Source organism: Labrys sp. (in: a-proteobacteria), assembly GCF_047605565.1.
Lineage (GTDB): Bacteria > Pseudomonadota > Alphaproteobacteria > Rhizobiales > Labraceae > Labrys > Labrys neptuniae.
On record NZ_JASGFM010000003.1, the window covers coordinates 313,008 to 333,280 of the forward strand.

Below are 20,273 nucleotides of genomic sequence, written 5' to 3' on the forward strand. Positions count from 1 at the left end.
TCAGCATGAGGATTGGGCGGCGCCGAACGAGCCGGCATCGCGTGCTTCGCCCGTTGCCCTGTCATGGGCGACGCAATCCGGCCGCGAGGCGAAGGCCACGTAGATCAGATGCGCATTGGCGCCGACGAACACGGCGACGATCAGGGCGCTCAGCATGATTGCTGCCAAGCGCCAGGGGCGGGTATCCAGGCGGGACTGCGGGCCGGTCGATCGTCCGGTCATGGCTTGGCCGCCTCGAGCGTCGAGACATAGAGCGCCAGGATCTTGCGATTGGTCTCCGACAGGCGGCCTTCCCACTGCGGCATATATCCCTGCCGGCCGGCATAGATCGTGGTGTAGAGGGCCTGGCTGTCGCCGCCATAGATCCAGAACCGATCGGTCAGATCCGGCGCTCCCACATCCGTCTTGCCTTTGGCGTTGGCGCCGTGGCAGGCGACGCAGTTGGCGGCGAACACCTCTTGCCCTGCCTTGATTTGCGTGCTGTCGCCTTGCTTGCTGGAAAGGGACTGCACATAGGCGACGACATCCTCGATCTTCGCCGCATCGAGGACGTGCTGGCGGCCGAAGGCCAGCATCTGGGAAACCCTTGTGTCGGGGTGGCCCGAATTGATGCCGATGCGAATGGTCTCGGCGATGGTTTCGGGCGAGCCGCCCCACAGCCAGCTCTTCGAGGTCAGATTGGGAAAGCCGGGGCCGCCGGTCGCCTTGGCGCCATGGCAGGCCGCGCAATTGTCGCGAAAGAGAGTCTGGCCGGTTTCCCTGACCTTTTGCATCAGGGTGGGATCAGCCTCGATTGTGGCGAAGTCCCTGGAGGCGATCTCCGCCTCCCAGCTGCTGCGCTCGACGGCTGCCTGCTTGACCTGGTCGGTCACCAATTGCTGCTGGTCGATGCCGAGCAGGCCCTTGGTATAGGTCGTGACCAGCGGAAAGGCCGGATAGAGCAGCCAGCAGATCAGCGAAAACACAAAACCGAGGGCGAGAAAGACGAGCACCACCTTCGGCACAGGGGTGTCGAGTTCCTCGATGCCGTTCCATTCATGGCCGGTGGTCATGCGGCCGGTGACGCCGTCGCGTTTGCCTTCCTGCATGGCTTACCGTCCCGGCTGATCGGTCGTATCGAGGATGCTGTTTGCGGCCCTGTCGAATTCCGCCTTCTTGCCCGGCCACAGGGCGTAGATCGTGACCGCGACGGAAAGCCCGACCAGGTAGAAAAGGCCCCAGCTTTTGGAAAAGGCGACGACGCTCTGGTGATCGAAATCCATCTCACTTCTCCGCGACGGTCGGCGCCGGCTGCTTCGCGCCAGCCGCCGGCTTGTAGGGAATGTCGGTCTGCCGGCCGAGGATCTGCAGATAGGCGACCAGCGCGTCCATTTCGGTCAGCTCGCCCGGATTGCCGTCGAAATCCCGGACATTGGTGGCCTCGCCATAGCGCTCCTTCACGCCGGTGGAAGCATCGGCATCCGGTGAGGCCTGGCCATAGGCATCCGCCGTGGCGTTCTTGACCATGGCGTCGGTATAGGGAACGCCCACCGTGCGCTGGGCGGCGAGATTGAGCGACAGACCGTCGATCTTCAAGGCGTTGGCTGCCAGCCAGCCATATCTAGGCATGACCGACTCCGGCACCACGGCCCGAGGGTTGATGAGATGGGCCACGTGCCAGGCATCCGAATATTTGCCGCCGAGACGCGCGATATCGGGACCGGTGCGCTTGGATCCCCACAGCATCGGGTGGTCGTATTTCGACTCCACCGCAAGAGAATAGGGGCCGTAGCGCTCGACTTCGTCGCGCAGGGTGCGGATCATCTGGGAATGGCAGGCATAGCAGCCTTCGCGGATGTAGATATCGCGCCCTGCCAGTTCCAGCGGCGTGTAGAGGCGCATGTCCGGCGCCTTCTCGACCGTCTGATCGATGGTGAAAAGGGGAGCGATCTCGATGAAGCCGCCGATCGATGAGACGACGAGGATGGCAGCCAGGAAGGCGATGGAGTTGCGCTCGAGCTTGCGGTGAATTTCAGGCATGTCGTTACTCCGCCGGCATCGAGGCAAGGCTCGGCACATCTTGGGCTGGCACGTCTTGGGCCGGCACGTCCTGTTCGCCGCTGCGCCCGGCTTCGGCCTGGCTTGCGCGAATGGTCATCCAGACATTGAGGGAGCCCACCACCGCACCGGCCAGGAAGAACAAGCCGCCGATTGTGCGTGCGATGTAGTAGGGATGCATCGCAACCAGGCTTTCGACGAAGGAATATTGCAGCGTGCCGCTGTCATTGTAGGTGCGCCACATCAGGCCCTGGATGATGCCCGAATTCCACATGGCGAAGACGTAGATGATGGTGCCGGAGAGGGCGAGCCAGAAGTGCAGCTCGATGAGCCTGGGCGACCACATGGCCTCGCGCTTCCACATCCAGGGCACCAGGGCGTAGATCGAGCCGAAGGTGATCATCGCCACCCAGCCGAGAGCCCCGGCATGGACATGGCCGATGGTCCAGTCCGTATAGTGCGACAGCGCGTTGACGGGGCGGATGGCCATGAACGAGCCTTCGAAGGTCGACAGGCCGTAGAAGACGGCGGCGACCATCATGAAGCGCAGCGTGGCGTCGTCGCGGACCTTGTGCCAGGCCCCGTTCAGCGTGGCGAGCGCATTGCCGGCAGACGCCCAGGAGGGGACCAGCAGCATCACCGAAAAGGTCATGCCGAGGGTCTGCACCCAATGGGGAAGGGCGGTGTAGTGCAGGTGGTGCGACCCCGCCCACATATAGAGGAAGGTGATGCCCCAGAAGCTGATGATCGAGAGGCGGTAGGAGAAGATCGGCCGGCCCGCACGCTTGGGCAGATAATAATACATCATGCCCAGGAAACCGGAGGTCAGGAAGAAGGCTACCGCGTTATGGCCATACCACCATTGCGTCATGGCATCCTGAACGCCGGAGAACAGCGAATAGCTCTTGGTCGAGCCGAGCGAAAGAGGCACGGCGAGGTTGTTGACGATATGCAGGACCGCCACGACCAGGATGAAGGCCATGTAGTACCAGTTGGCGACGTAGATATGCGGTTCCTTGCGGCGCGCCAGCGTGCGGATGAAGATCGAGAAGTAGACGACCCACACGACGACCAGCCAGAGATCGGCATACCATTCCGGCTCGGCATATTCCTTCGATTGGGTCACGCCCATCAGGTAGCCGCTGGCGGCGACGATGCAGAACAGATTGTAGCCGAGCAGCACGAACCAGGGGCTGACCTGATCGGGCAGCCGGGCACGCGAGGTGCGCTGCAGGACGTGGAAGGAGGTCGCGATCAGAGCATTGCCGCCGAAGCCGAAGATGACCCCGCTGGTATGGACGGGGCGAAGCCGGCCGAAGCTCGCCCAGGCGGCATCGAAGGTCAGGTCCGGCCAGGCCAGGAGTGCCGCCACCCACACCCCGACGAACATGCCGACGACGGCCCAGATCATGGTGAGGACGATGCCGACCCGGGTGGGATCGTCATAATATTCCTCCAGCTGCGAAGCCGGCGGCTCGGGATCGAAGTAATGCCCGATCAATGCGAAGATGAAGCCCAGGGCCGCGACCAGCACGATGAAGCCGTGGACCCCCAGCGGCTCGCCGCGACCGCCGATCGACATCGCCAGGCCGAAGACGCCAAGCAGGACTACAATCGCCAGGGAAAACTGGCGTTCGCTCAAGGTGAGGCGGGAGATCATGCCATCGGCTCCATCGGCCTTCCACTCCGTTGCCGGACCGGTGGGTCAGGCTCGAGGATTGACGCTTGGCAGATCGCCGGCAGTTCTCCCTTGATGTAGATCAAGGTCGAGGCGAGGAAGTGCGCCGGTTCACAGGATTGCAGCTTGATCGCGGCGTTGATCGGTGGTCCGAGAAGGGGCGGCTGGAACACGCGGTTCAATTCCGGCTATAGAACGTCGGGGGCCTCATCTGATCGATCGACTGCAGAAAATGCCCAACCTGTTCATCCGCCTGTGCCTGCTTGTATGGATCCCGCTCCAATTCGGCGTCATCGCGGGGGCACACGCTGCCATGCCCGAGGCCGGCGTTTGCCGTGAGATTCCGGCGGGCCGCGACAGCGGCGACAAGCGCGTGGCGCTGATCGTGGGCAATGCGGCCTATCGGCATGGCCTGCCGGCGCTCGCCAACCCCGCCAACGATGCCGCCGCGGTCGCCGCGACGTTGAGTAGGCTCGGCTTCGAGGTCCTCCTCGTCACGGATGCCTCGGACCGGCAATTGCAGGCCTGCCTGACGCGCGCCAGCGCCCGGATGTCGCAGGCAGCGATCGGCCTGTTCTATTATTCGGGCCATGGCATCCAGGTCGATGACGAGAATTATCTCGTCGCTGTCAATGCGCGGGCGGGAAACCTCAAGACGGGCTTTGTGCCCGTGCAGCCGATCGTCGAGGAGATCCAGCGTCGGGCCGCCGCGACACTCGTGTTCCTCGACGCTTGCCGAAACAATCCGCTGGCGCCCAGGGGCCGGGAAGGCCTGTCGGTATCCACCGGCCGCGGCATCCAGATCGTGGCAAGCAAGGCGCCCGTCCCGAAGCCCGCTGCGCCGCAGGCCCGCGGCCTGATGGTCGCCTATTCGACCTCGCCCAATTCGGTCGCCGTGGACGGCGACGGCGATCTCAGCCCCTTTACGGATGCTTTCATTCACAGGGTCCTTTCGCCGGGCTATTCGATCCAGCGGGTGATGAGCGAGGTGACGAACGCCGTGGGCGAGCAGACGACATGGGCCCAGACTCCCTGGATGAAGTCCTCGCTCACCCGCGAGCTCAAGCTCGACGGCGAGCAGACTTTGGCCGAGGCCCAGGCAGTGTCGCAAAACTGGGCGAACCTGTCGCTGAAGCTCCTATGGACGCATGAGGGCCGGCAAGCTGCGCTGGCTGCCGCCTTGAAGGGATTGCCGGCCGAGCCCAGCGAGGCGACGCTCAGGGCATTTCCGGATGCCTATCTCGCCGTCTTCTCCGCCATGCATGCCAGCATGTCGAAACTGCCGGTGAACGGCTTGCCCCTTGGCGACATCAACGGTGATCAGGTCGCTGTGTTTCGCCTGCTCGAGAACGGTGCCTCGAGCCTGGAGCTCTGGTCCCAGTCACGTCAGGTTCTGCTGCGCCCGGTGGCGGAATATCCCGCAAACGAGGCCCATGGCGCTAGGTTCAGTCCTGACGGCACCCTCCTTTTGAGCTTCGGCAATGGAACGGTTGCCGGATGGGATATGGCCACGGGCGTCAAGCGTTTCGAGACCGTGGTTGCGCATGAGGCCGCCGGCGGCCTGCTCGGCCAGCGCAAATGGGTCTTCGATGTCGGCTTCAGTCCCGATGGGCGCTTCTTTTATGTAACCGCAACGGACAAGAAGATTCTTCAGATCCTCGATGCCCGCACGGGCAATGTCGTCGAAGCCTTCGACGGTGCCGCGTTCGCGCCCGTTGCGGACGTCGCTCAGTCTCCGGCGGTGAAGTATATCGGTGACGACAAGCTGCTCCTGCTGCTCTCATCGAGCCAGCAGCCCGAAGGGCCGGTGATTGCGACCTATGATCTGAAAGAGCATCAGTTGACGCTGATCGATCGGGTTTCCGCGAAGTCGGTGACACATTTGGGTTATGACCCCGCGGGGCGTTACGTCGCTCTGACGCTCATGCCCGACAATGGCTTCAGCGGACAGGCCGACTTCATGGTCTGGGATATTCGTTCCAAGAAGAAGGTCTTGTCCGCCAAGGGCATGGTGATGGACGCCTCCTTCGATCCGACGGGGCGTTTCGTGCTTGCGAGCGCCGGAACATCATCGACGGTGTATGACCTTTCCGACGGCAAGGAGACCAGCCTGGCGGCGATACCATCCGGGTTTCGGGCCATGCCCGGCTATATTGCCTCGTCCACGGGGCTGTCGCCCGTGGTGATGCCGTCCGGTCCCTGGTTTTCCTGGGATTTGCCGCATGGGCGGGCGCTCGTCGATCTGGCCTTTTCGACGCTGCCTGGGGAACAGCAGGCCCGCGTGGCCCAGGAGCGCGTTTCATACGTTGGAAATGACTGATCGAAGCGCATTCGGGTGCGAATGCCCATCGGCTTCGCGAACCGGCCCGATCCGCCTTGTGCTCGGAAGACTTGCGTTCGGAAGACTTGCGCTCAGAAGAAAGGCAGCGGTCCCGGGAAGTTTCCGATCGGCACCCAATGGGTCAGCAGGCCATGCCCGGGCCGCCAATGATGCAACAGGAAGGCCGGTGGCTCGACATAGGAGGCCGGTATGGAATCCGCCGCAAGGCGGAGGGCAATGGAGGTTGCGGTGCTCGGCGCGGTCATGAGCATGGTTCCGGCGAACCGCGCCTGCGCGAAACGATGAACATGCCCGCACAGGACGCGTTCGATATGGCCGTGGCGAAGCAAGAGCTCGGCAAGCCGCTCGCCGCGAAGGCATTTATAGGCGTCGATGAAATGGATGCCGATGTCGATCGGGGGCTGGTGCATCAGGATGACGGTCGGCTGGTCCGGGTATTCTGACAGTGTCTGTTCGAGCCAGAGCATCGCTGCGTCATCGATGTCGCCGTGATGCTGGCCGGGGACAGTGACATCGAAGCCGATCACACGCACCGGCCATCGGGTGCCCGTGTCGAAATGAAGGGGGCCGGCCGCCGTCAGGCTTCCGGTTTCACCAAGACAGGTCCTGAAGGCTTCCCGCTCGTCGTGGTTTCCAGGGATGGCGAAAACGGGTTGCCGCAACCTGGAGAGCGCGTGCCGGGCGGTCTCATATTCGGCCTCGGATGCTTCATCGACCAGATCGCCGCCGATGATCACGATGTCCGGCTCCGGCCTGAGCGCCTCGAGCGTTTCCATCGCCAGGTCGAACATGGCATTGGAGTCCACCAGTCCCTGATAGAGATGGCCTTTTTCCCGCAGATGGGGATCCGACAAATGGGCGATCAGCACTCAATAACCTCATCTAAAGCCGCGGTACGCCCTGGAAGGTCGGGCCCTTCTCAGCCGGCCAGGAAACCACCATCCGCACCGAGCACATGGCCGACGATATAGCTCGCCTCGCCTGAAAGCAGCCAGACGACCGCTGCCGCAATTTCCTCCGGGTGCCCCATGCGGCGGAGCGGCAATCCCGCTGCGACACTCCGCATGTCCGCGATGCCCGAGGACAGCATCATGTCCGTGACGACCCGGCCCGGCGCGATGGCGTTTATCCGAATGCCCTTGGAAGCATATTCCATGGCCGCGGCACGCGTCAGCGCAATGGCGGCCGCCTTGGAGGCCCCATAGAGCGCCAGACCCGGATTGGGATTTCGGATGCCGCTGACGCTGGTGTTGTTGACGATCGCCCCGCCACCCGAGGCCAGGAGCGCCGGGATTTCGTGCCGCATGGCGTGGAACATGGCCCGTACATTGGTATCGAATACCTGCGCGTAGACGCCGTCGCTCTGTTCCGCCAGCGGCGCCCGTCTCTCCTGGAAACCCGCATTGTTGAACACGGCATCGAGACGGCCGAACCGTCGCATCGTCTGTTCCGTCAGCCTGGCGAGATCGTCTTCCTGCGTGACGTCGGCAGGGATGAACAGGCTCCTCGCGCCTGAGCGCTGCAGTTCTTCCTCGAGCCTGGCGCCGAGCGTCTGCCGGCGGCCGGCGATCACGACGATGGCGGCGCCTTCCCGGGCCATGCGCAGGGCGGTGGCACGACCGATGCCGCTGGTCGCACCGAGGACGAGGCAGGTGCGCCCGTCAAGCCGTTCGGCCGGCAGGTGGATCGGAGCGGGACCGGCAAGGTCCGAGAGGGTGGGGGGCGGTGCCACTGCGGACGTCATGGGCGGGGCCTCATGAAGCGCTGCTCCAATACTTCGCTGCCCCATTGCCGGCCGGGGCGCTCTTCGACGCAGACGAAGCCATGTCTTTCATAGAGGTGCCGCGCCGCCGCAAGGCCGGCAAAGGTCCATAGATGGGTCTCCTCGAACCGATTCCGGTCCACGAAGTCGAGCGCGGTCGAGAGCAATCGACGGCCGGTACCCCCGCCACGAACCGACCCTTCCACGATGAACCAGCGCAGATGCGCGATGCCGGATCCAAGGTCCTCGCCGTCGATGGCGATGGAGCCGATGATCCTGTCGCCATGGATAGCGCTCCAGATATTGTTGGCGGGCCTGTCGAGACGATCGCAGAAAGCGGCCAGACCACCGGCGACGACGGATTCGAAAGCCTGGCCGAAACCGGACGCATCCGCGTAGTGAAGCGCGTGCATTTCGGTGATGCGGGCTATCAGTCCAGGTCGATAGCCGGAGGCGATGCGAAGCGGCGGCGCGGGGTCGGGCCCATCTGCGGCGAGGGACCCGGCGTAGAGGCGAAGGCCGTCCAGGACGACATTGCATTGGTCGGGAGACAGACGATCCAAGGCAGATACGACCTGCTCCCGCGCGAAGGCGTGAATGGCCGTAACCCGGCTTCGGCCAGCCGCAGTCAAGGAGAGCCTTCTTTCCCGGGCATCCTGCTCCCCCGGCTCTTCCAGGACGTCGCCGGAGAGGATGAGCTTGCGCAGCATGCGGCTGACACTGGACTTTTCCAGGCGAAGGATTGCGCTGAGCGTCCGGGCTGTGATGCCCTCATGCTTTTCGATTTCGATCAGGGCGTGGACGGCGGAGGGCGACAGGTCCGTTCCGGCCAGAGACTCGTGCATGAAGCCGAGTTCGCGGACGAGTTGCCGAGAAGCCTCGCGCACCAGTTCGATGATAGGCGGGGAGCCGGACATGGCGAAGCGTCCAATTTAGTTGTACGATACAACCATAGCTGCTTCTCGCCTTTTGTCGAGCCTCATCGTGTTCATCGCGGTGACCTTGGGCCCGCGGATACGCCGTCACGTCGTCGGGCGTTCGAGATCCTCGTCAGGCTGCATGATGAAGATCAGCACGAGGAGAATGGTGACATAGAACCGGAAGGCGGGATTCTGGCCATTCCAGGTCGAAGACTGCCACATGGCAAACCACTCCCCGCCGATCACCATGAAGCCGAAGAACCAGACGAGAAACCCGATCGTGGAGGCCATGACGGCATGGTTCTTGGCAGCATGGAAGCTTCTTGCCGGCGCGTGACGGGCTTTCCAGAGCGCAGCGCTGGCAAATAAGTACAAAATGCAGGTAATTGCTTCGCCGGCTATGATTAGAATGTAGGAAGCATTCCACAGGATCGGGCTGCTGATCGACCTATACATCAAACTATTGCCCGGAAACGTGCTGTCCATGGACAGGACATGCTTTACGAATTCGTAGTTCGAGCCATAGTCGGTGATGTTGCCGAAGGTCACGAGAAAGGCGAAGGCCGCAAGGCAGAGGCACATGACGATCTTGGCGTAGCGGGTGGACATATGCTGTACTTCCTCGGTTGAGACGGATGGGCCCGTGACTTGAGCAGTTCTCCAGCCAGCCTGCCTCGGGGAGGCAGGATCGTTCTCACGGCCAGTGCGAAGGCCTTTGCCGACAGGGCGGGGATACTGGCAGCCCTTGTCGGCGTGGCACTGCCTCTGGAATGCATGGTCGGCGATTGGGTGACCGTCTCCGGCAGCGATTTTGCCGTCATGCGTCGCCGCTGGGTTCTGGTAGACGAGGTCGTCAGCCTGGAAATCACGCTCGACCATCCCGCGGGGCGCGGCCTGCGCTGACAGAGCCTTTGTAGCCTGGGGCCTTCGGCGGAACCCTCAGACATCCGGGCACCTCACATGGCGATATTGCGCCGGCGATCGGGATCGCGAAGTCGTTGAATGCAGGTCAAGGCGAGGGCCAGCGATGCGTCGATCACCAGCATGCCCTCCGGCACCACCTCTTCTGCCGCGATGGGAAGCTCGGTGCAGGCGAGAATGGCCGCTTCGGAGCCGTCTTGCCTGCAGAGCTCGAAAGCCGCTGCACAGGCAAGTCGCGCCTGCCTCAGTTCACCGAGCTTGACCTGCAGGATTGCATCGTCGACGGCGTGCTGGAAGGCTGGCCCGATCGGGTTGCGGCAATCGAAGCCCGCTTCCCGCAGACGTTTCTGGTAGAAACCCGAACGCAGGGTCCCTCGCGTTGCCATCACGGCTGCCCGGTTCCCCTCGTACCGGCGATGCAATTCGCCGATGGCCGCGTCCGCGATATGGATGATCTCGGCCCTGGAGGCCGCAGACAGGGCGTCGTACCAGTGATGGGCCGTATTGCAGGCGATCGCGATGATCTCGACATCGAGGCTGTTGAGCATGTCGATCGCCTCGATCAGCCAGGGAAGGGGCTTGTCGCTGCCCTCGCGGATGGCGCCTGAACGGTCCGGTATCTGCGGCACGCTCAAGATCGCCATGGAGATATGGTCGGCATCGTTCTCGGCTGGAACCGCGTCGATGGTCTTGCGATAGAAATCCGCGGTGGCAAGCGGGCCAAGACCGCCGACCACACCGAGACGCGGTCGCAGGAGCCGGCCGGTCATGCCGCTGCTTCCGCCTTGGGAACGTTGAGCGCGAACCCCTCGCTCTCATCGACCGGATGCTGGGCCGAGTCCTTGGGCGCGATCGCGGCTGTCGCCGCGGCGATCGTCGATACGACCGTCAGCGTTCGCATGGTGTCGGTCAGCGCATCGATGGTGAGAAACAGCACGAAGGGTGCTTCGAAGGGCAGGTTCAGGTGCGCGCACAGGATCGCCATCTGCGACAGCGTGACGGCACCGCTCATCCCGGCCGTGGTCATGCCCACCAGGATCGAAGCGCCGGCGATGTAGACATAGTCGTTCATGCTGAGCGAACGGCCGTAAAGCTGGGCAATGAACAGCGAGCCGCACACGAACAGCATGATCGGCCCGGCGCGCAGCATGGTGACGTGAAGCGGCACCAGCATCTCCACGACGATACGGTTGAAGCGCAGGCGCTCGCCGACGAGGCTGATGATCCAGGGAATGCTCGCCGTGCTGGAGCGGGTGGCGATGGCGATCATGAACAAGGGCTGATGGGCCTTGAAGGTCGCCCACAGGCTTTCGCCGCTGCGAAACCACACCACAAGCAGCGACAATATCATGATAGTGCCGGTTGCGACGGCGAAAGTGGCGATGAAGCCGACCATCAGCAACAGTGGTTCGACGCCGGTCAAGGCGGTCTGGCTGGCGATGATCGCGAAGGAGGCGAGAGGCAGCAGGACGTTGAACCACCCTGTCATGATCAGGCAGGCACGATAGACCGTCTCGAGGGCGTTGGCGAAGCTGAGGGAGGTGGCGGCGGGCACCCGGCCGATGCCGATGCCGAACAATATGCAGAAGACCAGCACCTGCATGGTGTTGCCGACCGACAGCGAGTTGAAGATGTTGCTGGGGATCAGCTCCAGCAGACCTGAGAACACGCCCTCGTTCGTGGGGGGCTGGCTGGGTGGCGCCAGCGTCATCTGCAAATCCGTACCGATGGTTCCCCGGTTGTTGAGCACGGTGCCGAGCTCGATGCGATCCTGCACGTCGGTGATCACCCCCGGCTGCAGCACCAATGTCACGGCTCCTGTGATGGCGACGGCTGCCACGGATACCAATGCGATCGCCATGACGACCTTGGAAAGATAAGCGGCCGTTTGCGGATCCCGGGTCATCGATTTGATCGCGAAAACCGTCGCCGACACGATCAAGGGCAGGACGACCATCTTCAGCAGATTGAGGTAGGCGTCGCTGATCGGCGCGAGGGACTTGGCGAAATCCGGCAGGTAGGCGCCGCAGAGGGCCCCGAGCACCACCGACGCGATCACCGTCCAGGGCGATTGGGAGATGCGCCGCAGGCCCGCATTCCAGGTGGCCGATTTGTGCTCGCTTGGAACGGACACGGAGCTCATGGGGTCAGGCCTTGCGCAAATAGCGGTTCACCAGTTCGTCGGCCGTCATGGGCTTGTCGCGCCCCGACAGCTCGAGGAACAGATTGACGAATTCCAGGAGGTGGGGAGAACCGCGGCGCACGCCGATCGCAATGGTGTCGGTCAGATCGGTCAGGGTAACGGATCGCGCCACGATGGTGAGCGACGGGTCCTCGTGCAGCAAGCGCTTGATTTCCAGATCGTCGCGATAGGCCGCGTCCACATGGCCCTCCCGCACCGCTGCGACCAATTCCTGCCAGGTGAGGAAAGTCCGTACCTTCGCCTTGGTGAAATTGTTTCGCGCATAATATTCGAATGATGATCCGGCGATCACGCCCAGTTCGCCGTCGAATGCACGTACGACTTCCTCGGGTTGCCGCCCATTGGCAAGGATCGCGAAGCGGACCCGATTGATGATCAGGGCATGGCTCAGCTGGGCATAGGGACGCGAATAGCTGATGTTTCGCGCGCGACTGAGGGTACGGCTCAGCTTGGCGACGACGATGTCGGCGCGGCCCTGCTCGATCAGCGCAACCGCGCCATCGAAAGTGGGGGAACTGCGGTCGAGGACCAGCTTGACGCCGAGGGCGTCGGCAAGCTGCTGGCTGGTGTCGGCATCGATGCCCTGCAGCGTGTCGCTGCTCCCCCCAAAGAAGGGCGGCGATGCGAAGCCGGGCATGGCGACGACCAGCGATTTGCGCGCGAGAATCTCTTCGACATCCCCGACCAATGGCGTTGTTGCGAGAGACTCGTCGGGCTGGGTTGCTGCCACAACGGGCGATGCGGCAAGAGCAGGTGCTGCTAGAAAAAGAATTCGCCTGGTGATCATGATGTTGTGCAATCCCGAAAACAAACAAGACTCACATGCAATCCGAATAGGCAGCGCAATCAGGAGATGACCTGCAGAACAACGTGCTACCCTTTCGCTCTACACTGCATCCTCGCTCGGAGATCGGACACTTGAGGCGGGTGGGTCATAGGGCTTGCACAATGAATTCCCATCCGGTCAGGTCATACCGGCGGAAAGGTGTCGGCCCCATCTTCCAGGTGCTGATGTCATCCCCTCAATCCGAATTTCTCAAACCTCGGAAACACTGCGGCTGAACGCATTCGGCAAATTTATATCTAGTCTAGCGATAGGTTAGCTTAGATGGTGCCTGGATTTTTACAAGGTACCGCAGTGGCGAAAATTCCATCAGTTATGGCTATCCATGACCTTTTACACTTTATCCCGGAGATGCACACGTTCACGCTCCTCCGTCGTGTCGGTGATGATGGCTTATCGCTACGATATGGAAGTTTAATTATTTAAATTCAATATATAAAATTCCCATAATAAATGAATAATTTCAATTATACAAAATAATATTTGAGGATTTTTCTTATATAAATTGGTATTATCTGCAATTTTTTCAAAAAAATTCATATTTGCAAAATTTTCAAGTGGAGAATTACTTCGAATATCCACGGCTCCGGCTCGAAGGGCGCCGCCGTATAATCCTGGGACAAAAGATATCGGCTTTGTCGCAAATTGTGCGATGCAGCAAAGTCGGTACATCCTTCGACAAACTGCGCCTTCCAACGGCACACTTTCGAGACAGGCCTCGATCAGTCTGACCCGCGACAAGGGCGCTCCGACGACAGGCGGAACGCTGATAGACGCATGGCGCGGAGCACGGACTTGAAAAACGCAAAGGCAATCATGGGGCTGGCCGGCCTGGCAATCCTCGCTGGCATGACGGCTGCGGGTTGGACTCTCTTTCAGGCACGGGCGGCGGTGACGCCGGCGCCCATCCGTCCCGCACCCTCGGTCGTCGTGTCCCAGCCCCTGCAGATGCGCGTCGTCGATACGCAGGAATTCGCAGGTCGCTTCCAGGCCAGCGCCATGGTCGAAATCAGGGCGCGGGTGCCGGGCTATCTCGACGCCATCAATTTCGAGGACGGACAATTGGTCGAAAAAGGCCGTGTGCTCTTCGTCGTCGATCAGCGTACCTATCAGGCCTCGCTCGACATGGCCAAGGCCCAGCTCAAGAGCGCGGGGGCACAGGCGGATCTGGCCGGTCAGGAACTGGAGCGGGCCCGCCAGCTCGCCGGCACGGCGGCCGTCTCGCGTTCCACGCTCGATCAGCGCCTGCAGCAAAAGGCGGCGGCCGATGCTGCGATCGAGACGGCGCAGGCCACCTTGCGACGGGCCGAACTGGATCTCGAATTTGCGACGATCCGTGCCCCGATTGCCGGGCGAGTTTCCAATCGCCGGCTCGATGTCGGCAGCCTCGTCTCCGACAGCGGCACGGTTCTCACCACCATCGTGGCGCTCGATCCGATCGACTTCGTCTTCGACATGAGCGAACGGGACTTCCTGCGCCATGAGCGCGCCATGAAGGCGGGAGCCATGCCGTCCATGCGCGACAAGGGTGTTGCCGTGCAGGCTCGGCCGGATGGCGAGACAGGTTGGTCCAATGACGGCGTCCTCAGTTTCGTCGACAATCGGCTGGAGCCGGGCGCCGGTACCATCCGCGCCCGCGCCACGCTCGCCAATCCGAGCCTTGCCATTACTCCCGGCCAGTTCGGCCGGGTTCGCATGGCCGCCTCCGGCGACTATCCGGCCTTGCTGATCCCGGAGACGGCCGTCCTCACCGACCAGGCAAGCCGCATCGTACTCAAGCTGGGAGCCGACAGCACACTGCAGGCCGCGACGGTCGGTCTTGGTCCCAGCCGGCCGGATGGGTTGAGGGTGGTGACCAGCGGGCTAGGCCCGGACGATCGCATCGTCGTCAACGGCCTGCTGCGGGCCCGGCCGGGCCAGAAGGTCGCGCCCCAACCGGGCAGCATCACCACACAGACGGCCGGCCTCGCGGAGTAGACGATGCGCATCGCCCATCTTTCGATCGATCGCCCGATCCTGGCGACGGTCATGTCCGTCCTCGTCGTGATCATCGGCGTGGCTGCCTATTTCACCCTGCCTCTGGCGCAATATCCCGAAATTGCCCCGCCGACGGTCGTGGTCCAGGCCCAATATCCCGGCGCGTCGGCCGAGACTGTGGGCGATACGGTCGCCGTGCCGCTCGAGCAGGAAATCAACGGTGTCGAGAACATGCTCTACATGTCCTCGCAGGCCACCGGTGACGGCCAGCTAACCCTCACCGTGACCTTCCAGCTCGGCACCGACCTGAACGAGGCTCAAGTGCTGGTGCAGAACCGCGTGGCGGTGGCGGAGCCTCGTCTGCCCGAGGAGGTCCGTCGCCTCGGCGTCACCGTGCGCAAGACCTCACCGGACCTTTTGATGGTCGTGCAGCTCTTCTCCCCGGACGGGTCGCGCGATCCCCTCTACATGGCCAATTATGCCACGCTGCGTATCCGCGATGCCTTGCTGCGCCTGGACGGCGTCGGCGATGTCCGTCTTGCGGCGTCCCGCGATTACGCCATGGTCGTGTGGCTCGATCCGGACAAGGTCTCGGCGCACAATCTTTCGGCGGGGGAGGTGGTAGCGGCCCTGCGGGCGCAGAATGTCCAGGTCTCGGCGGGGGTGATGAACCTGTCGCCGGTGCCGCGCCAGGGGGCCTTCGAACTCAATGTCGAAACGCTCGGGCGATTGACCGACAAGGAGCAATTCGAAAACGTCGTCATCCGCACCGATGCCGAAGGACGCGTCATCCGCATCCGGGATGTCGCCCGCGTCGAGCTGACGGCGCAGAGCTTTCGTGGCACCGCCTATCTCAACGGGCAGCCGGCCCAGCCGATCCAGATATTCCAGCAGCCCGGGTCCAACGCCATCGAGACGGCCGCGCGCGTGACGGCGACCATGACGCGTCTCGGTGCGGAGATGCCTGATGGCCTGAGCTACGCCATTCCCTTCAATCCCACAGAGTTCGTCGCGGAGTCGGTTCGCGAAGTCTACAAGACGATCTTCGAGGCCATCGGCCTGGTCGTCCTGGTGGTGCTCCTCTTCCTGCAGACCTGGCGCGCTGCCATCATTCCCATCCTGGCGATCCCGATATCCCTGGTCGGTACCTTTGCCGTCATGGCGGCGCTGGGCTACTCCCTCAACAATATCTCCCTGCTGGGCCTGGTGCTTGCCATCGGCATCGTGGTCGATGACGCCATCGTCGTCGTCGAGAATGTCGAGCGCCATCTGGCCGCCGGCCTTTCGGCGCGAGAGGCCGCCCACCGCTCCATGGACGAGATCGGCGGCGCCCTGATCGCCATCACTCTGGTCCTGTGCGCCGTCTTCGTGCCCGCCGCCATGATGTCGGGCATTTCGGGGCAGTTCTTCCGGCAATTCGCCGTCGTCGTCGCGGCGGCCACGGCCATTTCAGCCTTCGTTTCGCTGACGCTCAGTCCGGCTCTGTGCGCGCTGCTGCTGAAGCCGCATGCGGCCGAAGGGCAGAAGCGCCGGGGCTTCCTGCCGATGCGCCTGATCCATGGCTTCTTCGGTCTCTTCAACCGTGGCTTCGACCGCCTCTCCATTGCCTATGGCAGCATGACAAGGCGGCTCCTGCGTGTCAGCGTTCTCATCCTCGTCGCCTATGCCGGCCTGGTCGGTCTCTCCGGCTGGCAATTTGCCCGCGCACCCACCGGCTTCATCCCGGTGATGGACCAGGGCTACATCATCAATGCCGTGCAGCTGCCGCCGGGCTCGGCCCTGAGCCGGACCGATGCGGTGATGAAGGAGGTCTCGCGCCGGCTCCTCGCCACTGAAGGGGTGGCAAATGTCGTGGCCATTGCCGGGCTGGACGGCGCCACCTTCACCAACGCCTCCAGCAGTGGCGTCGCCTTCACCATCCTGAAGCCTTACGCCGAACGCGAGCGCCAGGGGCTGACCACCGACCGGATCATCGCCTCGCTGCAAGCGCGCTTCGCCGATCTCTACGAAGCGCGCATCATTCCGATCAAGCCGCCCTCGGTACGCGGGATGGGCAATGCCGGCGGCTTCAAGCTGATGGTGCAGGACCGCAACGGCCAGTCGCCCCAGGCGCTGGAGGCGGCGGCCCAGCAGGTGCTGGCCGCTGCTTCGCAAGCCCCCGGGATTGCCAATGCCTTCTCGCCGTTCAACACGGCGACCCCGCGGGTCTATGCCGATGTCGATCGCATCAAGGCGCAGATGCTGGGGGTGCCCGCCGCAAGCGTCTTCGAAGCGCTCGAAGTCTATCTGGGTTCGGCCTATGTCAACGATTTCAACATGCTCGGGCGAACCTTCCAGGTGCGGGCCCAGGCCGACGGGCGCTACCGCACGGATCTTGCCTCGATCGGCAATTTCAAGATGCGCGGCGATGGAGGGGCCATGGTGCCGTTGAGCGCGGTGGCGACCTTCCAGGAGAAGTCCGGCCCCTATCGCATTCCGCGCTTCAACCAATATCCGGCGGCCGAGATACAGGGGGCTGCGGCGGCGGGGACCTCGACCGGCGCTGCCCTCGACCGTATGGAGCAGATCGCGCGCGACAACCTGCCCGAAGGCTTTGGCTTCGAATGGACCGAAGTGGCCCTGCAGGAGCGGCTTGCCGGCAATACCGGCCTTCTGATCTTCGGTGCCTCCGTCGTCTTCGTGTTTCTCCTGCTGGCGGCCCAGTACGAGAGCTGGACGCTGCCGCTCGCCGTCCTGCTGATCGTGCCCGTATGCCTGCTGTCGGCGGTGAGCGGATTGCTGATCTTTGCCATGGACGTCAACATCCTGGCCCAGATCGGCTTCGTCATCCTGATCGGGCTGGCGGCCAAGAATGCCATCCTCATCGTCGAATTCGCTCGCCAGGCCGAAGCGGAGGGGCTCGGCCGCGTCGAAGCGGTGGTGCAGGGTGCCCGCATCCGCCTGCGACCGATCCTGATGACCTCGCTCGCCTTCATTCTCGGCGTGCTGCCGCTGTTCCTGGCCAGCGGTGCCGGCGCCGAGATGCGGCAGTCGCTGGGCACGGCCGTCTTCTTCGGCATGATCGGCGTCACGGCCTTCGGCCTCGTCTGCACGCCGGTCTTCTATGTGCTGTGCCGCATGCTTGAAGGGGGAGCTCGTCGAAAACCCGTCTCGGCCGCGATCGAAGCTTCCTAGTCAAAGCAGCGGGATCTGCAGGATTACGCCGGTCACAGGAAAAATGTCGCAAGCTATGGCGCGATATCCGCAGGATACAATTGGATACAGTTCAGGCTGGTTTGTCCCGACAGCCGGTCTACCCAGCCCGCTGCGACGCCATTACAATAGAACGTGGAAGAGACGGCGGTGGGCATGGTGCGAAGAGCCTGCTTTGCCCTGGTCGCCCTAGGTCGGAGTGTCATGCATGGAATCGGTGCCCCATATCGCGGTGGTCGACGACCACCGTGACATTCGCGACCTCGTCGGCAAATACCTCACCCAGCATGGCTATCGTGTCAGCGTGGCCGAGAATGCGGCGGCGTTGCGGCGGCTGCTCGAGCGCAACGCGCCCGACCTCATCATCCTCGACGTGATGATGCCGGGCGAGGATGGCCTGAGCGTCTGCCGCCATCTGCGCAGCACCACGGTGGTGCCGATCATTTTCCTCACCGCCATGGTCGATGACACTGACAGGATCATCGGCCTCGAAATGGGGGCGGACGACTATCTCACCAAGCCGTTCAATCCGCGCGAATTGCTGGCGCGGATCAAGGCGGTGCTGCGACGGGTCAACAGCCTGCCGCCGCAGCGCGGTGCGGTGAAGGCCAAGACGCTGCGCTTCGACCGCTGGCAACTCAATGTCGGCCGCCGCGAGCTTGCTGGCTCGGACGGTGTCGCCATCCCCCTCAGCACAGCCGAGTTCCGGCTGCTGACGGCCTTCCTCGACCATGCCGGCCTGGTGTTGAGTCGCGATCAATTGCTCGACCTCACGGTCGGGCGGGCCGCCGACACCTTCGACCGCAGCATCGACAACCAGGTCAGCCGTCTGCGCAAGAAGATCGAGTTCGATCCAAAAAACCCCATGCTCATCAAGACCCATTGGGGCGGCGGCTACAGCTTCACCGCGGAGGTCGAGCAGGCATGATGGCCTTGTGGCGGCGCAGCCTGGCTGCGCAGATCATCACATTCATGCTGCTGGCGCTGGCGGTCTCGCAGGGCATCGGTTTCTGCGTTTCCTGGGACGAGCGCGGCCAGGCCATGCGCGCGGCGGCCAAGGGGGAGTTCTTCAGCCGTGCGGCTTCGCTCGCTCTGTCGTTGAATGCGACGCCGGATGCGGTGCATGACGACATTCTCGCCGTCAGCGGCACGATCTATTCGCGCTTCTGGCTGTCCGACCGGGAGCCGGTCGATGCGACGGCCTGGGCCAAGGACGCTTGGATGCGCCTTCACCAGCCACTCCCGCCCGGCAAGGTGCCCGTCCATCCCAAGCCGTCCGGCGGCCCGCCGGTGGCTGCCGTACCGGAAATACCAACCGGCGCCGCCTTCGCCAGCGAACCTGCCCGCTGGGTGGAGATCGCGCCGCAGTCCTGGCTGCTTGCCCGTCCCGCGAAGTTTCAATATCTCAACACCGCGATCGGCATGGGTCTGGCCGTCCAGCTCGATCGGGGCATGTGGCTCAATGCGGCCTATGCCAAGAATTATCACAACGCCTTCTGGACCTCGCAATCGACCCTCTCGCTCGGCATCACCGCCCTGGTGCTTTCGGTCATCGCCATATGGGTGGCACGCAGCATAGCCCGGCCGATGCGCCGCCTGGCTACCGCGGCCGAACTGCTCGGGCGCGGCGAGGCCGTGCCGCTCCTGCCGGAATCCGGGCCTGACGACATCCGGCAGACCGCCGAGGCCTTCAACCGCATGCAGGCCCGGCTGCAGCGCTTCGTCGAAGACCGCACCCGCATGCTCGCGGCCATCGGACACGATTTGCGCACCCCGCTGACTTCCCTGCGCCTTCGGGCCGAGTTCGTTTCGGACCCGGAGATCCAGGACAAGATGCTCAAGACCATTGCCGAGATCCAGACCATGACGGAATCGGCGTTGGCTTTCGCGCGCGAACAGGCAACGGCCGAGACCACCCGCACGGTCGATCTTTCAGCGCTGGTGGAGAGCCTGTGCGATGATCTGGTCGATATCGGCCAGAACGTTGCCTTCCTTGACGGCCCGAAGATCAGCTATCGCTGCCGTCCCGATGCGCTGCGCCGCGCCGTCCGCAATCTGGTCGAAAACGCCGTGCGCTATGGCGAGCGTGCCAGGGTTACGCTCGCGCGCACGGCCGAGAGTATCGACATCGTCATCGAAGATGATGGGCCAGGTATTCCGGAGAATGTCGGCGACCAGGTGTTCGCCCCCTTCTTCCGCCTCGAGCACTCGCGCAACCGTGAGACAGGCGGGGTCGGTCTTGGCCTCTCGATCGCCCGCGCCATTGCCCGCCATCATGGCGGCGACATCCGGCTCTTCAATCAGGCCAAGGGGTTGCGGGCGGTGATCGGTCTGCCGCTCGTCACCGGCCGCACTGCCCGGGTCCGGGCGTGACGCCAAGGCCGTAGCCGCCTCTGAT

Annotated in this window: 18 protein-coding genes; 6 read left to right on the plus strand and 12 right to left on the minus strand. The window is 63.2% G+C overall.

The annotated features are described in order from the left end of the window. From QM672_RS05255 to ccoN, 5 genes are read right to left on the minus strand one after another with little or no spacing between them, the layout of a single operon-like run. Positions 1-222 (minus strand): hypothetical protein, encoded by a 222-nt coding sequence (locus tag QM672_RS05255; RefSeq protein ID WP_367624687.1) that lies wholly within the window; start codon positions 220-222, stop codon positions 1-3. Continuing rightward, complete coding sequence (gene ccoP / locus QM672_RS05260) at positions 219-1,088, minus strand: cytochrome-c oxidase, cbb3-type subunit III (protein ID WP_415081082.1); 870 nt, start codon at positions 1,086-1,088, stop codon at positions 219-221. Before ccoP ends, QM672_RS05255 begins: the two co-directional genes overlap by 4 nt. A 3-nt stretch (positions 1,089-1,091) precedes the next feature. Next, positions 1,092-1,262: a cbb3-type cytochrome c oxidase subunit 3 gene (locus tag QM672_RS05265; RefSeq protein ID WP_415081084.1), complete on the minus strand. Its 171-nt coding sequence runs from the start codon at positions 1,260-1,262 to the stop codon at positions 1,092-1,094. Position 1,263: 1 nt separating this feature from the next. Beyond that, a complete protein-coding gene (gene ccoO, locus QM672_RS05270) occupies positions 1,264-2,019 on the minus strand; it encodes a cytochrome-c oxidase, cbb3-type subunit II (protein ID WP_415081086.1) in 756 nt (251 codons plus the stop codon). 4 nt (positions 2,020-2,023) lie between these two features. Then, the gene (ccoN, locus tag QM672_RS05275) at positions 2,024-3,697 is read right to left on the minus strand and encodes a cytochrome-c oxidase, cbb3-type subunit I (protein WP_415081088.1); all 1,674 of its coding nucleotides are present in this window, start codon (positions 3,695-3,697) and stop codon (positions 2,024-2,026) included. A 250-nt stretch (positions 3,698-3,947) separates the two neighbouring features. Between ccoN and QM672_RS05280 the strand changes: the two genes are divergently transcribed. Continuing rightward, positions 3,948-6,035: a caspase family protein gene (locus tag QM672_RS05280; protein ID WP_415081090.1), complete on the plus strand. Its 2,088-nt coding sequence runs from the start codon at positions 3,948-3,950 to the stop codon at positions 6,033-6,035. Between the two features lie 92 nt (positions 6,036-6,127). Here the strand turns inward: QM672_RS05280 and QM672_RS05285 are convergent, their stop codons facing one another. The 4 genes from QM672_RS05285 to QM672_RS05300 form a co-directional block, all read right to left on the minus strand. Continuing rightward, positions 6,128-6,925 (minus strand): phosphodiesterase, encoded by a 798-nt coding sequence (locus QM672_RS05285; RefSeq protein WP_367624683.1) that lies wholly within the window; start codon positions 6,923-6,925, stop codon positions 6,128-6,130. 50 nt (positions 6,926-6,975) lie between these two features. Then, on the minus strand, positions 6,976-7,800 hold the full coding sequence (locus tag QM672_RS05290) for an SDR family NAD(P)-dependent oxidoreductase (protein ID WP_415081092.1): 825 nt from the start codon (positions 7,798-7,800) through the stop codon (positions 6,976-6,978). Continuing rightward, entirely contained in the window at positions 7,797-8,735 is a 939-nt protein-coding gene (locus QM672_RS05295; RefSeq protein ID WP_415081094.1) for a bifunctional helix-turn-helix transcriptional regulator/GNAT family N-acetyltransferase, read from the minus strand. The genes QM672_RS05290 and QM672_RS05295 overlap by 4 nt, the downstream gene beginning before the upstream one ends. A gap of 105 nt (positions 8,736-8,840) precedes the next feature. Next, entirely contained in the window at positions 8,841-9,347 is a 507-nt protein-coding gene (locus tag QM672_RS05300) for a DUF2165 family protein (RefSeq protein ID WP_415081096.1), read from the minus strand. Positions 9,348-9,386: 39 nt separating this feature from the next. Here QM672_RS05300 and QM672_RS05305 point away from each other — a divergent pair, with 39 nt between their 5' ends. After that, the gene (locus QM672_RS05305; protein WP_367624680.1) at positions 9,387-9,641 is read left to right on the plus strand and encodes a hypothetical protein; all 255 of its coding nucleotides are present in this window, start codon (positions 9,387-9,389) and stop codon (positions 9,639-9,641) included. A gap of 53 nt (positions 9,642-9,694) precedes the next feature. Here the strand turns inward: QM672_RS05305 and QM672_RS05310 are convergent, their stop codons facing one another. The 3 genes from QM672_RS05310 to QM672_RS05320 are packed head-to-tail and all read right to left on the minus strand — an operon-like array spanning position 9,695 to position 12,592. Further along, on the minus strand, positions 9,695-10,429 hold the full coding sequence (locus QM672_RS05310; RefSeq protein ID WP_311936739.1) for an aspartate/glutamate racemase family protein: 735 nt from the start codon (positions 10,427-10,429) through the stop codon (positions 9,695-9,697). Further along, positions 10,426-11,802 (minus strand): dicarboxylate/amino acid:cation symporter, encoded by a 1,377-nt coding sequence (locus tag QM672_RS05315; protein WP_367624679.1) that lies wholly within the window; start codon positions 11,800-11,802, stop codon positions 10,426-10,428. Before QM672_RS05315 ends, QM672_RS05310 begins: the two co-directional genes overlap by 4 nt. Positions 11,803-11,806: 4 nt before the next feature. Then, positions 11,807-12,592, minus strand: coding sequence for a substrate-binding periplasmic protein (locus QM672_RS05320; RefSeq protein WP_367624678.1), 786 nt, complete (start codon positions 12,590-12,592; stop codon positions 11,807-11,809). A 909-nt stretch (positions 12,593-13,501) separates the two neighbouring features. On the opposite strand from QM672_RS05320, the gene QM672_RS05325 reads away from it, so the two are divergent. The 4 genes from QM672_RS05325 to QM672_RS05340 all read left to right on the plus strand — a co-directional run bounded on the left by QM672_RS05325 (position 13,502) and on the right by QM672_RS05340 (position 20,248). Further along, a complete protein-coding gene (locus QM672_RS05325; RefSeq protein WP_367624677.1) occupies positions 13,502-14,683 on the plus strand; it encodes an efflux RND transporter periplasmic adaptor subunit in 1,182 nt (393 codons plus the stop codon). 3 nt (positions 14,684-14,686) lie between these two features. After that, on the plus strand, positions 14,687-17,857 hold the full coding sequence (locus QM672_RS05330) for an efflux RND transporter permease subunit (RefSeq protein WP_367624676.1): 3,171 nt from the start codon (positions 14,687-14,689) through the stop codon (positions 17,855-17,857). A 226-nt stretch (positions 17,858-18,083) separates the two neighbouring features. Further along, positions 18,084-18,803, plus strand: a complete 720-nt coding sequence (locus QM672_RS05335; protein ID WP_311936725.1) for a response regulator — start codon at positions 18,084-18,086, stop codon at positions 18,801-18,803. Beyond that, positions 18,800-20,248, plus strand: coding sequence for an ATP-binding protein (locus QM672_RS05340; RefSeq protein ID WP_415081101.1), 1,449 nt, complete (start codon positions 18,800-18,802; stop codon positions 20,246-20,248). The genes QM672_RS05335 and QM672_RS05340 overlap by 4 nt, the downstream gene beginning before the upstream one ends. Positions 20,249-20,273 lie beyond the last annotated feature (25 nt).

Coding starts and splice junctions, on each gene's coding strand:
- QM672_RS05290 (WP_415081092.1), bottom strand. CDS start 7,800: ATGACGTCCGCAGTGGCACCGCCCCCCACCCTCTCGGACCTTGCCGGT.
- QM672_RS05310 (WP_311936739.1), bottom strand. CDS start 10,429: ATGACCGGCCGGCTCCTGCGACCGCGTCTCGGTGTGGTCGGCGGTCTT.
- QM672_RS05265 (WP_415081084.1), bottom strand. CDS start 1,262: ATGGATTTCGATCACCAGAGCGTCGTCGCCTTTTCCAAAAGCTGGGGC.
- QM672_RS05280 (WP_415081090.1), top strand. CDS start 3,948: ATGCCCAACCTGTTCATCCGCCTGTGCCTGCTTGTATGGATCCCGCTC.
- ccoN (WP_415081088.1), bottom strand. CDS start 3,697: ATGATCTCCCGCCTCACCTTGAGCGAACGCCAGTTTTCCCTGGCGATT.
- QM672_RS05255 (WP_367624687.1), bottom strand. CDS start 222: ATGACCGGACGATCGACCGGCCCGCAGTCCCGCCTGGATACCCGCCCC.
- QM672_RS05315 (WP_367624679.1), bottom strand. CDS start 11,802: ATGAGCTCCGTGTCCGTTCCAAGCGAGCACAAATCGGCCACCTGGAAT.
- QM672_RS05335 (WP_311936725.1), top strand. CDS start 18,084: ATGGAATCGGTGCCCCATATCGCGGTGGTCGACGACCACCGTGACATT.
- QM672_RS05300 (WP_415081096.1), bottom strand. CDS start 9,347: ATGTCCACCCGCTACGCCAAGATCGTCATGTGCCTCTGCCTTGCGGCC.
- QM672_RS05295 (WP_415081094.1), bottom strand. CDS start 8,735: ATGTCCGGCTCCCCGCCTATCATCGAACTGGTGCGCGAGGCTTCTCGG.
- QM672_RS05340 (WP_415081101.1), top strand. CDS start 18,800: ATGATGGCCTTGTGGCGGCGCAGCCTGGCTGCGCAGATCATCACATTC.
- QM672_RS05330 (WP_367624676.1), top strand. CDS start 14,687: ATGCGCATCGCCCATCTTTCGATCGATCGCCCGATCCTGGCGACGGTC.
- ccoP (WP_415081082.1), bottom strand. CDS start 1,088: ATGCAGGAAGGCAAACGCGACGGCGTCACCGGCCGCATGACCACCGGC.
- ccoO (WP_415081086.1), bottom strand. CDS start 2,019: ATGCCTGAAATTCACCGCAAGCTCGAGCGCAACTCCATCGCCTTCCTG.